The organism is Acinetobacter sp. UBA991 (genome assembly GCF_002292065.1).
GTDB classification, from domain to species: domain Bacteria; phylum Pseudomonadota; class Gammaproteobacteria; order Pseudomonadales; family Moraxellaceae; genus Acinetobacter; species Acinetobacter higginsii.
This window is the reverse complement of the sequence record NZ_DBBF01000027.1, coordinates 116,095-130,539: the sequence shown is the minus strand read 5'-3', so window position 1 is coordinate 130,539 and position 14,445 is coordinate 116,095. Positions and strand designations below refer to the sequence as shown.

Annotated in this window: 16 protein-coding genes; 12 read left to right on the top strand and 4 right to left on the bottom strand. The window is 42.1% G+C overall.

The genetic code is table 11. The features are described 5' to 3' along the window. Positions 1–9: 9 nt before the first annotated feature. Positions 10–582 carry a hypothetical protein gene (locus B2727_RS11390; RefSeq protein WP_033132968.1) on the bottom strand — a complete coding sequence of 191 codons (573 nt, stop codon included), beginning with the start codon at positions 580–582 and terminating at the stop codon, positions 10–12. Between the two features lie 150 nt (positions 583–732). Continuing rightward, positions 733–1,503 carry a 3-hydroxyacyl-CoA dehydrogenase gene (locus B2727_RS11385; protein WP_033132969.1) on the bottom strand — a complete coding sequence of 257 codons (771 nt, stop codon included), beginning with the start codon at positions 1,501–1,503 and terminating at the stop codon, positions 733–735. Between the two features lie 143 nt (positions 1,504–1,646). On the opposite strand from B2727_RS11385, the gene B2727_RS11380 reads away from it, so the two are divergent. The 4 genes from B2727_RS11380 to B2727_RS11365 all read left to right on the top strand — a co-directional run bounded on the left by B2727_RS11380 (position 1,647) and on the right by B2727_RS11365 (position 5,371). After that, positions 1,647–2,705 carry an AraC family transcriptional regulator gene (locus B2727_RS11380; RefSeq protein WP_033132970.1) on the top strand — a complete coding sequence of 353 codons (1,059 nt, stop codon included), beginning with the start codon at positions 1,647–1,649 and terminating at the stop codon, positions 2,703–2,705. A 15-nt stretch (positions 2,706–2,720) separates the two neighbouring features. Beyond that, positions 2,721–3,353, top strand: a complete 633-nt coding sequence (locus tag B2727_RS11375; protein WP_033132971.1) for an FMN-binding negative transcriptional regulator — start codon at positions 2,721–2,723, stop codon at positions 3,351–3,353. Between the two features lie 194 nt (positions 3,354–3,547). Next, positions 3,548–4,522 carry an aliphatic sulfonate ABC transporter substrate-binding protein gene (locus tag B2727_RS11370; RefSeq protein ID WP_004806432.1) on the top strand — a complete coding sequence of 325 codons (975 nt, stop codon included), beginning with the start codon at positions 3,548–3,550 and terminating at the stop codon, positions 4,520–4,522. 3 nt (positions 4,523–4,525) lie between these two features. Continuing rightward, on the top strand, positions 4,526–5,371 hold the full coding sequence (locus B2727_RS11365; protein WP_005313245.1) for an ABC transporter permease: 846 nt from the start codon (positions 4,526–4,528) through the stop codon (positions 5,369–5,371). Here the strand turns inward: B2727_RS11365 and prmC are convergent. Beyond that, positions 5,368–6,183 (bottom strand): peptide chain release factor N(5)-glutamine methyltransferase, encoded by an 816-nt coding sequence (gene prmC, locus B2727_RS11360; RefSeq protein ID WP_033132972.1) that lies wholly within the window; start codon positions 6,181–6,183, stop codon positions 5,368–5,370. The two genes, B2727_RS11365 and prmC, sit on opposite strands and share 4 nt — an antisense overlap. Beyond that, a complete protein-coding gene (prfA, locus tag B2727_RS11355; protein WP_004653992.1) occupies positions 6,183–7,271 on the bottom strand; it encodes a peptide chain release factor 1 in 1,089 nt (362 codons plus the stop codon). Before prfA ends, prmC begins: the two co-directional genes overlap by 1 nt. 238 nt (positions 7,272–7,509) lie before the next feature. Between prfA and yiaA the strand changes: the two genes are divergently transcribed. The 8 genes from yiaA (at position 7,510) to B2727_RS11315 (ending at position 14,340) form a co-directional block, all read left to right on the top strand. Next, entirely contained in the window at positions 7,510–7,977 is a 468-nt protein-coding gene (gene yiaA, locus B2727_RS11350) for an inner membrane protein YiaA (protein ID WP_033132973.1), read from the top strand. A gap of 236 nt (positions 7,978–8,213) precedes the next feature. Beyond that, complete coding sequence (locus tag B2727_RS11345) at positions 8,214–8,642, top strand: hypothetical protein (protein WP_004806422.1); 429 nt, start codon at positions 8,214–8,216, stop codon at positions 8,640–8,642. A gap of 145 nt (positions 8,643–8,787) precedes the next feature. Further along, positions 8,788–10,155 carry a tRNA 5-hydroxyuridine modification protein YegQ gene (gene yegQ, locus B2727_RS11340; protein ID WP_033132974.1) on the top strand — a complete coding sequence of 456 codons (1,368 nt, stop codon included), beginning with the start codon at positions 8,788–8,790 and terminating at the stop codon, positions 10,153–10,155. Between the two features lies 1 nt (position 10,156). After that, positions 10,157–10,411, top strand: coding sequence for a YfhL family 4Fe-4S dicluster ferredoxin (locus tag B2727_RS11335; RefSeq protein WP_033132975.1), 255 nt, complete (start codon positions 10,157–10,159; stop codon positions 10,409–10,411). 170 nt (positions 10,412–10,581) lie between these two features. Further along, complete coding sequence (locus tag B2727_RS11330) at positions 10,582–11,517, top strand: ABC transporter permease (RefSeq protein ID WP_033132976.1); 936 nt, start codon at positions 10,582–10,584, stop codon at positions 11,515–11,517. A gap of 2 nt (positions 11,518–11,519) precedes the next feature. Then, positions 11,520–12,398, top strand: a complete 879-nt coding sequence (locus B2727_RS11325; protein WP_033132977.1) for an ABC transporter ATP-binding protein — start codon at positions 11,520–11,522, stop codon at positions 12,396–12,398. 53 nt (positions 12,399–12,451) lie between these two features. Further along, a complete protein-coding gene (locus tag B2727_RS11320; protein ID WP_033132978.1) occupies positions 12,452–13,468 on the top strand; it encodes an isopenicillin N synthase family dioxygenase in 1,017 nt (338 codons plus the stop codon). Further along, complete coding sequence (locus tag B2727_RS11315; protein ID WP_033132979.1) at positions 13,465–14,340, top strand: hypothetical protein; 876 nt, start codon at positions 13,465–13,467, stop codon at positions 14,338–14,340. Before B2727_RS11320 ends, B2727_RS11315 begins: the two co-directional genes overlap by 4 nt. Positions 14,341–14,445: the final 105 nt, after the last annotated feature.

Genomic DNA, 14,445 nt, shown 5'->3' with positions numbered 1-14,445 from the left:
TTGCCTCTTTTATTGACCATTGATTTTCATCAATTCCCGATACATAAGATCCAAGAACTGCTGCTGTTCTTGGTCATTTTTAAAGTAACGTTGATAGTTGGTACTACAGCTTTCAACATCCGCAATATTGGCTTTATTAAATGACCAATCCTTTCTGTCCTTAATGCTGATGCCTAGCTCATCATCACAACTCTGCCATAACTGAGAAAATCTGGTTCGCTTAGCTGCATCTAGTTTTTTAAAATTTGCATGGACAGAATAACCACGCATAGCTGAATTAAAAAACTGCGAAATCATGGTGACCGGCACACCACCCCAATCAATGCTTTGACCAATCGGCAATCGAATATCGGTCAGTTTATTTTCTGACATCATCTGGTCTTGTTTGCCTTGTTTGAAGTACTGTTCCTTATAGACCAAGGTCGTTCCTGCTGGAACATGAATTTTTTTAACCAGCATCGGTTGCTGTGTCACATAGTAAGGATAATTCGGTCTTGAGTTGCCACCCGTCGGGTTCATATTGCCCACACAACCTGCTAAAGACACAGTCATTGCTGCAGATAAAAAGATCAGTGCTTTCATCGTTGTTATTATCATCCAAATCAATATTCTGATTCGACCTTAAAACGAAATCGATTCGGACACAATATCAAATAACAAAGTAAAAACCGCTGTGAGATCCACAACGGTTTTAAACAAAATCAGAGCATAATCTTCGAATTAAAGTAAAACTTACTTGGCTGCCATACGGATTGCTCCATCCAAACGGATCACTTCACCATTCAAATAGGAGTTTTCAGCAATATGCGCCACTAAACGCGCGAACTCTTCTGGGCGACCTAAACGTGATGGATAAGGCACCATTTGTCCTAAGGCGTCTTGTACATTTTGAGGCAAGCCTTTCAACATTGGCGTTTCCATAATCCCTGGAGCAATGGTCATGACACGAATACCATGCCGTGCTAACTCTCGTGCTATCGGTAAAGTCATCGCCACCACAGCACCTTTTGATGCTGAATAAGCCGCTTGTCCAATCTGACCATCAAAGGCAGCCACTGACGCTGTATTCACAATCACGCCTCGATCTTCATCGCCTTCAGCAACAGTATTTTTGCTCATGGCCTCCGCTGCGAAACGCAACATATTGAATGTACCTGTCACGTTGATATGCAAGGTTTTAGAGAACATCGCCAAATCATGTACGCCTTCTTTACCGACGACTTTTGCAGATGGACCAATGCCGGCACAGTTGATCAAACCATAAACGCTGCCATGTTTCGCCAATACATCTTTAAAGAACTGTTCTGCTGCCGCTTCATCGGTCACATCCAGTTTTACAAATTCTGCTGCTGCACCCAAAGTCTGCGCTTGTTGCTCCCCAGCTTCGATATTCATATCAACCAAAGTGACGGAAGCCCCCTTTTCAACTAGATATTCCGCTGTTGCTGCGCCTAGGCCTGAACCGCCACCTGTAATAACAAAATGTTTTCCCTGAATTTTCATTTACGTTTCCTATCAAATTAAAGATATAAATTTTTATAACTAAGCCTAAAGGCAAGTTTTTTCCGATACAATTTCAAAAAGTAGCAAATTTGCTGCGGCTTTTGAGCATTCGATTTCATTCTTCTCCTGTATTTTATTGATATATGAACAAAAACCTCAACCTCGATCTTAATTCGGCTAAGGACACCATTTCAAATGCTTTAATCCGTGAAGCATTAAGTGTTGCTGCAAGTCGTGGGTTGAATATTGTCAATATCGCCAATCGCGCAGGTATTTCAGCTGAACTATTGACTTCCTCCAAGGCGCGAGTGCCTGTGACCCAATGTGCGCAGTTATGGGTCGAAGTTGCAGAAAGTATGAATGATGAATTTCTTGGTATGGATACTCATCCCATGCGCCGAGGCAGTTATAGCCTATTAGCAAAATTAGCTTTTAATGCCGAAACGCTGGAGCAAGCCATCCAAGAAATTTTAAAATTTTTAAGTTTGGTGCTGGATGATATTCGGGGTGAACTGATTCAAAAAGGCAGTAAAGCCTATCTGATCTTGCATGATCGTGAGCATCCGAAACGGATGTTTACCTATTCAACCTATTTAATGTTGGTGCATAGTTTGATGTGCTGGTTGAGTGATCAGCGCATTGGTTTCCAAAAAATGAGTTTTAGATGTCATCCACCTGTGGAAATACAAGATTATCGGGTACGGTTTTGCGAGAACATTCAATTTAATGCCGAGCAAAATCAAATCGAGTTTGACGCGCATTATCTCAAGCATAAAATCAAAAAAGATAAACAAGCACTCAAGGATTTTCTCAAACATACACCTTATAACCTGATTGTACGCTTTAAAAATGAGAACTCGTTAAGCTTGCAAATCCGCCGTCAACTGCTGCTACAGCCACCATCGCAATGGGATGAACTGAAAGAGATTGCACAGCAACTAAATATGTCAACCGCAACTATTCAACGTCGCCTTAAGCAAGAAGGTGTCAGCTATCAACAGCTTAAAAATGATATCCGCTGTGATATTGCCATTGAACGACTCAGTAAAAGCAATGATTCAATCCAGAACATCAGTGATGATTTGCATTTCCATGACCCAAGTGCGTTCCATCGTGCCTTTAAAAAATGGACGGGAGTCAGTCCGGGCAGCTATAGAAAGTCTTCACCCAATAAAAAGAAACGTTTGGGCCATTTAGAATAATCGAAGGAATAAGCAATGTATTTGCCTGAAATATTTGAAGAAACAGATCTTGAAAGATTATACCGACTGATTCAGGACTACCCTTTTGCCACACTGATAAGTCATAGTGCTGAAGGCTTAGAAGCCAATCATTTACCCTTTCATTTATTGCGTGATGAGCACAGCCAAACAGCGACACTGATTGCGCATATAGCCAAGAATAATCCACTACACACTCAAATTGAAAATGGCGCAGCGGTTTTAATTATTTTTCAGGGTGAACACGGTTATATCTCACCGAATTGGTATCCTAGCAAGCAACAACACCATCGACATGTACCCACCTGGAACTATCAAGTGGTTCATGTCAAAGGAAGCATCAATTTCTTACATGATGAAAAAGCACTACGCGGCATCTTGGCCAGACTGACACGTACCCATGAAGCCAAACAAGCAACGCCTTGGAAAATGTCGGAGGCACCAGATGACTATATTGCTCAAGAACTGCAAGGCATTGTCGGGATCGAAATTCCGATCTCACAGATCACGGGAAAGTATAAACTCAGCCAAAATCGGGAAAAGCCAGATGCTCTGGGCGTGGTGGATGGACTACAACAACAAGGTGAAAGTCGTTTAGCCAATGCAGTACAGCAATATATCGAAGATTAAGCTGAGGATATCACGATATTTTCAATAGCAGCCCAACGTAATAATCAACATTGTTCGTGAATAAAAACAGTGTTTTGAGACCAATTTGATTTTTATCTATTATCATGATTTCTAAATCAAAATAACTCAGTTGGGATGCGCTGTGATCCATGTAAAGATCGCTGATATTTCATTATACGGCGCTGATTTATCTCATGTCTTTCTTTTCTAAATTACCTCTCTCTCAGACTTTATTCGCTTTAGGCTTCTCTACGGTATTTATATCCTCCAGTTTTGCTGCCATTCCCACCACACTTAAACTTGACTATGCCTACTATGCGCCAACCAGCTTAGTGGTAAAAGATCAAAAACTGTTAGAAAAGGCCCTTCCCAATACCGAAATTAAATGGGTATTTAGCCAAGGTAGTAACCGTTCTCTAGAATATTTAAATAGCAATAGTATTGATTTCGCTTCAACCGCGGGTTTGGCTGCAGTGCTTAGTCGTGCAAATGGCAGCCCAATCAAGACGGTCTATATTCAAAGCCAACCTGAATGGACAGCATTGGTTGTTCCTGCAAACTCACCGATCAAAAACTTAAAAGATCTCAAAGGCAAAAAAATTGCTGCAACCAAAGGCACAGATCCTTTCCTGTTTACGCTCCAGGCATTGGATACAGTCGGATTGAATAAACGTGATGTTCAATTGGTTCATTTACAACACCCAGACGGCAAAACTGCATTAGAACGCGGTCAAGTAGATGCATGGGCGGGACTTGATCCCTTAATGGCATCTGCACAAATCCAATCTGGGGCTAAATTGCTTTATCGTAATGTTGCGTTTAATAGTTATAGCGTCTTGAACGTCAAAGAAGAGTTTAGTAAACAAAGCCCAGAAGCGATTGAGGCGGTAATTAAAGCCTACGAACAAGCACGAAAATGGGCCAAAGCCAATCCAGATAAAGTTGCAGCATTATTGGCACGTGAAGCTAAGCTCCCGTTACCAGTGGCACAATTACAATTGAGCCGTACCAACTTTGACCAAAACATTCCTTCAGTTACCCAAGCTCAAGCACTGAAACGATCAGGAAAAATCTTGACAGAAGAAGACTTGGTTAGAAAAGGAACTGATGTCAATCAAGTGATTGATCAGCTACTTGATCCACGCTTTGCTCAAAAAGTTGTGAAATAATCCATGAGCAATTCAAGTCACAAGGCTGAGCTAACCGATTTTCTCGCTCAGCAAAGCACACAAACTAATAAAAAGCGTTTTAGCCCAAACCTCATTCGTTGGCTAAAAGCATTGCTACTTCCTACTCTGCTGTTAATACTCTGTGAATTCTTAGTTAGAAATGGCGATATCGAAGCATATCTGCTTCCTGCGCCCAGTAGCTTGTGGCAATCTTTTTGGGATTTGGCTCAAACTGATTTACTCCAGCACATTTACATCAGTACTTGGCGAGTACTCATCGGTTTTGCAATCGGTAGTGGTTTAGCTTTAATTTTTGCGATTTGGGTTGGCTTAAGCAAAGAAGTAGAAGCCTATTTAGAACCCTCTTTTTCCGCACTCAAATCCATTCCAAGCCTGGCATGGATTCCATTATTATTACTTTGGTTAGGGATTGATGAATCTTCTAAAATCACACTGATTGCGATAGGTGCTTTTTTTCCGACCTATACCAATACGGTCGCAGCCATCCATAATGTAGATCGCAAACTGATTGAGGTTGGAAAAGTCTATCGCCTCAATGCATTGCAACGAGTTATCTCAATTGTGTTGCCTGCCGCGTCTTCTGGAATCCTGACAGGTTTACGCAATAGCTTGAGCTTATCATGGATGTTTATGATTGCAGCCGAACTGATTGCTGCAACTCAAGGAATTGGTTATCTACTCAGTGATGGACGAGAAACTTCACGCCCAGATATTGTAATTATTGCGATTATTTTATTGGCTTTGCTTGGAAAAATATCTGATAGTTTGATGAAACTACTGGAAAATAGATTATTAGGTTGGCGTGATACCATTCACAAACAGGCTTAAACCCAACGAGCCAAGGTCACTCGGTCATTGCCACCATAATCCTTGATGGTCTGAATTTGCTCAAAACCGTGTTGCTCAAAAATATCACGTACTGCTTGGCCTTGGTCATAACCATGTTCAAGCACAATCCAGCCATTCGGTTTAAGCCAGTCTTTACCTTGGGTGATGATAATCTCAATATCTGCCATACCCTGCTTATCTGCAATCAATGCACGCTCAGGTTCAGACTTGAGCTTTTGCATATGCACATCATCAGGATCAATATATGGCGGATTCGATACAATCAGATCAAACTGTTGCTGTTCTAAAGCCTCAAACCAAGCACCACAAGCAAACTTCACCTGCATGAGACCATGTCGAACGGCATTGTCCTGTGCCACTTCTAAAGTCGGTGCATAGATATCAGTTGCAGTCACTTGCCATTGTGGACGCTCACTCGCCAGTGCCAAAGCAATTGCACCCGTGCCTGTACCTAGATCAACAATATTGGCATGTGAACTTAATGGCAGTTTTAATACCGTTTCCACAAGGATTTCGGTATCGGGACGCGGCACCAAAGTGTCATGGGTAACTTTTAAATCAAGCGTCCAAAACGGTTGTGAACCTGTGACATAGGCCAACGGTTCACCTTGTTCGATACGAGCCAGCCCATCTAAATAAGCTTGCTCCTGCATTTCAGTCAGTTCTTGCTCAAGTCTTAATTTGAGTTCTAAAGCATTGATCCCCAAAATATGTTCGAGTAGCCACGCCGCCTCTTGACGTTCATAGCTATCAATTTCACCTTTGATCTCTAAGGCTTGAGCAATATTCATTAGCCGCCATTTTCCTGTGCAAGCATCGCCAACTGATCCGCTTGATATTCACGGTGTAAGCTATCCAGTAATTCAGTTAAATCACCTTCCATAATCGCATCCAACTTATATAAAGTCAGGTTAATACGGTGATCGGTCATACGACCTTGCGGGTAGTTATACGTACGAATACGTTCTGAACGGTCACCTGAACCGACCAAGTCACGGCGCATTTCTGAGGTGGCTGCATCCGCTGCTGCACGTTTCGCATTTTCTAAACGTGAGACTAACAAAGCCATCGCTTTGGCTTTGTTCTTATGTTGTGAACGTTCTTCCTGACATTCCACCACTACACCCGATGGGATATGAGTAATACGTACCGCTGAATCGGTTTTGTTAATGTGCTGACCACCCGCACCTGATGCACGGTAAGTATCAATACGCAAATCGGCAGGATTGATTTCAACGGTGGTATCTACATCGACTTCTGGCAGAATCGCAACGGTACAAGCCGAAGTGTGTACACGACCCTGTGATTCAGTCGCAGGGACACGTTGTACACGGTGTGCACCACTCTCAAATTTCAAACGACCATACACGCCTTCGCCATCGATACGGCAAATGATCTCTTTATAACCGCCATGCTCGCCTTCGTTTTCAGAAAGCACTTCAATACGCCAGCCTTGTGTTTCAGCGTATTTGCTATACATACGGAATAGATCACCCGAAAAAATCGCCGCTTCATCACCACCTGTACCCGCACGCACCTCAAGATAGGCTGCGTTGGCATCATTTGGATCTTTCGGAATCATCAACACGTTTAACTGCTCTTCAAGCGCAACCAAAAGTGCTTTATTTTCTTTGATTTCTTCCTCGGCCATGTCTTTGAAATCAGGATCTGATTTCATCATTTCAGCCGTTTCGATATCTTCTTCCGCTTGACGATATTTGCTCCAAACCTCGGTGATTTCAGTTAAATCATTGTGTTCACGGGACAGTTTACGAAAACGTTTATTGTCCGAAATTACTTCTACATCAGCGAGTAATGCAGTCAGCTCTTCGTGACGATCACAAAGTTGATCGAGTCTTAAACGGAGTGATGCTTTCATGGGCGGAATATCTCAAAATCTAAAGACTCAGTGCCAATGAAGCACGAGCAAAATCAAAAAATTGCGCATAGTTTACAGACTCTACTGCTTAAAAGACATAGAGAATCAGGGGAACTTACTATTCCTCACCCATTTCATCACAAATTGTTCAGTTTTAGTTTTCATTGCTTGTTCTCTGATCAAGGCTTATATATAAATAATGAAAGACAAATAGAAAGATAAAACAACAGGATAATCTATGAATAATTTTATAAACCGCCCCACCTCAGCCTTTATCGCTGCGAGTTGGGTGGCCTTACTCGCAGGTGGCGTTGGCTTTATGATTGGTCTATGGAATGCCAATATGCCCTTGCATGAAAAAGGCTATTATCTAGTGATCTTGCTTTATGGACTTTTCTCTGCTGCATCATTACAGAAAACTGTCCGTGACCAACTCGAAGAAATTCCCGTTACGACGATTTACTATGGGCTATGCTGGGCTTCGATGGCACTTTGTATCGGTCTTTTATTGGTGAGCTTATGGAATGCGGATCTGACCATGAGTGAAAAAGGCTTTTACATCATGTCCTTCTTATTAAGTCTGTTTGGCGTGGTCGCAACCCAAAAGAATATCCGTGACTTAAACTATCTACGTTTGCAAACTGAACTGAATCCTCGCCAGCTCAAAATTGAAGAACAAAGCAGCAAAGATGCTCCATTAGATTAATTCAAAAATGAATGGAACCTTAAAATAAGGTTTCATTTTTTTGTGCAGTGATTAACTATCTTATTGTTTAATCAAACTTAACCCTCATTCCTTACTATTCTCAGCAACAAAACACTACAATCCAGACACCAAAGAGTAATAATTCAGAAAAGCTTCTCCACACTTTCATACTCAAACTTTGTTACATTTGCAGCCATGAAAAAGAGGTCCGTCATGTTTCGGACACGGAGTCAAAAATGAAATTAAATGCTTGGTTATGTGCTGCTGTTTTTGCGAGCTCATCATTGGTTACTGCTGCTCATGCTGATAATGCAACCCGTGTTGCTGCAACTTCTGCGCTTGGTAGTGTTGTAGGTACTGCAATTGGTAAAGAAATGGGTGGAAACAGCGGCGCAATGATTGGCTCTGCACTCGGTGGTGCTGGTGGTGCAGCGGCTGCAAGTAGCAAACGTACCCGTACTGAAGCTGCCATTGGTGGTGGTTTAGGCGGCGTGGGTGGTTATACTGTAGGTAAAAACCTCGGTGGTACGACTGGCGGTTATATCGGTGCTGCTGCTGGTGCGGCAGGTGGTTCTGCTCTAGGCCGTAAAGTCGGTCAAGACCGTGACTATGACAATTACCAGTCTAAAAAATACAAGAAGAAAAGAAAGCACCGTCATCACTAATTCTAAAAAGCACCTTCGGGTGCTTTTTTATGGCCTAGATTTCCCCTAAACATCTATAAAATCCTGAGCAAAATGCTAGGTTGAATCCTTATGCTGAACTTTCTAAAATAATTCCTTATTTTTTATATGCCTTTTATTCCGCATCATGAATACTGAATTACTCTCTCCTGCTGGTTCACTTAAAAATATGCGTTATGCTTTTGCTTATGGTGCCGATGCGGTCTATGCAGGCCAGCCACGTTATAGCTTACGCGTACGCAACAATGAATTTGATCATGACAATTTAAAAATCGGGATTGATGAAGCCCACACCCTAGGCAAAAAATTTTATGTGGTGGTCAATATCCAGCCGCATAACAGTAAGCTCAAAAACTTTATCCGAGATATCGAACCTATTATTGCCATGCAACCCGATGCGCTGATTATGTCAGACCCTGGTTTGATTATGTTAGTACGTGAACATTTCCCTGAGATGCAGATTCATCTGTCGGTACAAGCCAATGCGATCAATTGGGCTACTGTAAAATTCTGGAAAGACTATGGTCTAAGTCGCGTGATCTTGTCACGAGAACTTTCGCTAGAAGAAATAGAAGAAATCCAGAAACATGTCCCTGAAATTGAACTGGAAGTGTTCGTACATGGTGCACTGTGTATGGCCTATTCAGGTCGTTGCTTGTTATCGGGCTATATGAATAAACGTGATGCCAATCAAGGCGCCTGTACCAATGCCTGTCGTTGGGACTATAAAATCCACTCAGCGCAAGAAGATGCCAATGGTGATGTCATTCCTGTTCAGCAAGTCGATACCCAACAGCAATGTTGCTCACAGACATCAAACAACACTAATACGGCGCAAACTGTTTTGGTGCAGCGTAATGATGAAGATATGTTTGCCGCTGAAGAAGATGAGCATGGCACCTATTTCATGAACTCCAAAGATCTACGCGCAGTACAGCATGTGGATCGTCTAACTCAAATGGGTGTCGCTTCTTTAAAGATTGAAGGTCGTACCAAATCTTATTTTTATTGTGCCCGTACTGCACAGATTTACCGCAAAGCCATTGATGATGCACTAGTGGGTAAAGAATTTGATCCTAGCTTGATGACACAACTGGAAGGATTGGCCAATCGTGGTTATACCGAGGGCTTCTTGCGACGCCATGTGCATAGCGATTATCAAAATTATACCGATGGTTCATCACATTTTGACTATCAACAATTTTGCGGTGAAGTGATTGGCCGTCATGGTGACTATATTCGCATTGAGGTTAAAAACCGCTTTGTGATTGGTGATTCACTTGAGTTAATGACACCCAAAGGCAATATCAACTTCAAATTAGAACAGATGCGTGATCTTAAGGGCAATGCCATTGAAAATGCCAAAGGTTCAGGTCATATCGTAGAAATTCCACTCTCCGCTGAGATCGATATTAAATATGCCCTATTGATTCGTAATTTGCCCCACGCCACAACCGAGTTGCAATCTGCAGCACTTGCCTATTCGGCAGATTGATATGGCACTCATCATTACCAATGCATGTATCAATTGTGATATGTGCTTGCCTGAATGCCCCAATCAAGCGATTAATGAAGGTGCAAAACTCTATGAAATCGACCCAGAACGTTGCACCGAATGCGTCGGTTTCTACACAGCACCCACCTGCCTCGCTGTCTGTCCCATCGATTGTATTCAGCCTGACCCAGCGTGGCTGGAATCTCCTGATCAACTGCTGATAAAATTCAATAACCTGAATCTATTCAAGCATTAAGGACTCACTTACAGATAGGTACAAACACATTAAAAGCATTACAAAGTGCCTATCTCTCTTTTCATTGACTGCACTTCACCCTTATTTTGCGATTCAGCATCTGCACTGGCATCAAAATTGCTAATTAGTATTACGTTTTATTCAATTAGTATTACTACGGGTGTGCACCTATGCATCATTCAGTATTGTCAAAAAGGAAAAAGCTTTTATTGAGTTTGGGATCTTTTCTGATTCCCATCTTAATCTGGAGCTGTGTCAGTTACTTACCATTTATCTGGCATCCACAAGTTCAAATTACCAATGCAGGCTCAGCCACTTATCTACAGGCAGGCACCCGAATAGATAAGCAGGCTTACTATGCAGAGGCTCAAGATGCCGTCAATCAAGGCAAAACACCGCCTACAGGTATTCTGGTCAATCCAATTTATTTGCCTGCACCACATCAAGTGGCGAAAGCACTTTTCACTTCGTTTACCACGCCTCCGCAACAGGCCGATGCCCCTTGGTTACATCAAAGCCTATGGCACAGTATCAAGATTGTGTTTACGGCGTTTTTTATCTCTTCATTGATCGGTGTGCCGCTTGGTATCCTCTGTGGCTTTTCCAATACTATTTCCAAGCTAACTGAACCCTTTGTCGAGTTCTTTCGCTACCTGCCCGCACCCGCTTTCGGGGCATTGGCGGTGGCGATTTTAGGCATTAATGATGCTCCGAAAATTGCCATTATCGTAATTGGAACCTTATTTCAGCAAATTCTGATCATTGCCAATACCACTCGAATGGTTGATCGCGGCTTGGTTGAAGCAGGTTATACCCTAGGTACCAATAAGCTTAAAAGCCTGTTCCATGTAGTGATTCCTGCAGCACTGCCTGATATTTATCGTGATCAACGTGTCCTATTGGGTTGGGCTTGGACCTATTTGATCGTGTCGGAACTGATTGGTGCGACCTCAGGAATTACCTGGTTCATTACGCAACAAGCGCGTTATCAAAATTTCGATAATGTTTATGCCGCCATCCTGATTATCGGGGTGATTGGACTGTTATGTGATTTGATTTTAATGAAACTCGGCAACTCCCTGTTTAAATGGAAAAAAGGAGTATAAATATGACAGATCATTTTGATGCCAAAGCCTATTTTGAGCATATTTATACGCGTCCCGTAATGTTGGAAACTAAGCAACTAACACAAATTTTTCAGCATGGTGATTCAGAACGAACCGTACTGAACCAGATTGATTTACGTATTCATAAGCGTGAGTTTGCCTGTGTGATTGGTCCTTCGGGCTGCGGAAAATCAACTTTAAGCCGTGTGGTTGCAGGTCTAGATGACTACCACAGTGGTGAGGTTCTGGTTGAAGGACAAAAAATTAAAGGCCCAAGTTCAGAACGTGGCATGGTGTTTCAAGGCTATACCTTATTTCCATGGAAAACCGTCAAAGAAAATGTGATGTTTGGGCCTTTGATGAAAGGCATCAGTCAAACCCGTGCCGAAGAAATGGCGCGTGAATGGATCAATATTATTGGCTTAGAAAAATATGAAAATCAGTTTCCACATGAACTTTCTGGTGGGATGAAACAGCGTGTCGCGATTGCCCGGGCCTTGGTCAATGAACCCAAGATTTTACTGATGGATGAGCCTTTTGGGGCACTTGATCCCTACACCCGACAAAAAATGCAAAAGCATCTCATGGACTTATGGCAAAACATTGATATTACTATTTTATTTGTCACGCATGACATGGATGAAGCCATTTTACTGGCAGATCGTATTGTGGCTTTAAAAGCCAATCCGGGTGAGGTCAAAGAGATTATTGAGGTCAATTTACCACGCCCACGAAGCATGGAATTGATGCAGTCGCCTGAATTTAAACGACTACGGGAACGTGTTGATCTGTTGGTACATCACCAAGAGGAAGCCCTAGATCCCGCGTTGCAGGATTTACCTAAAATTCCACGTATGACCCAAATGAGTACACAGAAATAAAATAGCGTTTGGGACGACCCAATACGCTTCATTTATTGCTGGACGACCAGCCAATGGTGAATCTCATGAACCATGATTATGTGTTGCCCTTAATTGATATTTCACTCCTCAACAGCACGAGTTTAGAAGATCGCAAACAGGTGGTGAAGCAACTTGATCAAGCCTGTAAAGACGTTGGCTTCTTATACATTCAGGGGGAGCAATTTCAACCCGAACTGTTCGATCAGTTAAAACAAACCGCGCAGCATTATTTTAGCCAAGACCAAGCCACTAAAATGCAACATTATATTGGTCTATCCGAAAATCATAGTGGTTATGTGCCAATCGGCGAAGAACAATTCAAAACCAATGTCTATGATCTAAAAGAATCTTATGACATTAATTATGACTATCTCGGTGAACGGCATCGTCGTCCTTTACTCGGCCCAACACTATGGCCTGAAGATGCTCACTTTAAACACACGGTCTTAAATTATTATCAACATATCAAAGCCATCGGCAATCAACTATTTAAAGCTTTTGCTTTGGCACTTGATTTGAATGAGGACTTTTTTGAACCGCATTCAAAGCATGCGCCAAGCCAATTGAGGTTGATTCACTACCCTTACAATCCCGAAGCACAAGATCAATCAGGTATTGGTGCACATACCGACTATGAATGTTTCACCCTTTTATTTCCAACGGCGGAAGGTTTACAAGTACTCAATAAACAAGGCGAATGGATCGATATTCCCTTAATTGAAAACACTATGGTGATGAATATTGGTGATATGATGGAAATCTTATCCAACGGTCGTTATCTGGCAACCAAGCATCGTGTAAGACGGGTACAGCAAGAGCGTTACTCATTTCCGCTGTTCTTCTCCTGTGATTATGACTATCTGATTCAACCACTGATTCCTAATGAAGCGCCGTTATATCCGCCAATGAAAGGTGGTGAGCATCTATTTAATCAAACCGCTCAAACTTTTATGTACCTCAAGCAACGCATTCAGTCGGGTGAGCTGGTACTTGAAAATGCCCGTCCGCTGTACTCCTTTGGTTTAAATGAACAAGGAGCAAGCGAATGAACCTATTTGACGTACTAGTGCAACTTCAGCCAACCCCAATGGATACTCACTTCCCCTTACCGCGCTATTTACTGGGATGCTTTAGACGTAAAAGTATCAGCTTCTTCAATGGCATGACCGATGAAAAAACCATTGTGTATTGGTTTCAGTCCAAATCTTTCAGCATTGACCTTCGACTGATCGATGCCAATCAAACCCCAGTATATGAACGACAAGGATGGATTGGCGATACTTTATGGGATGCAGATCGTGAATTACTCTCTTGGCAGGTTCATCAAAACTATCAAAATCATATTCAATGGCCTGAACCCGCCAAGCTTTACCCGATCGGCAATAGCATTTTAGAGTTCTCACCTTCCCATGCCTACGTAGAAGATTGGCGACAACAGGCTCAGCATGGCTTATTGCTTGGTTTACGTCTATTTCAAATGCAACATGTGGCAACACAAAAGATTGTACCTATGGATGGGGGCTTGATGATTTGCGATCAACACATGGCTTATGCACAATCACGCCTTCCTCAACAACAAATTCAACTGAGGAATGGTCTAATTGATCATCCTGATAATGATCTAAAAGCAATTGAAAGCTATGAAGTCTCGGTCACTTTAAATGGTTGTCATATTGGTTTTAGTACCATCACCAGTCGTTTGCAGCAATCAATTTCACTGGATGATTTTGAAATAGAAAATGCCAATACCCTGACCCAACTGAAACAGATTGAGGGTGAGCTGTATCGACTTTATTTTCACTTGGATATCTATCAACCTGATTTTGTATTTCATACCACAACCGCAACCACCACGGATACACAACAATGGCTGGCTGACGAGCAAAAGCATTTATTAAAAAATGCCACGCGAACTTACTAATCCTATTTCTATGTGATTGATCTAGACAAGGACGATTGTGATAAAGGGTTCTATTACAATCGTCCTGTTAATTTAGAATCTGAGAGTATAAAAAATCGTTCATTG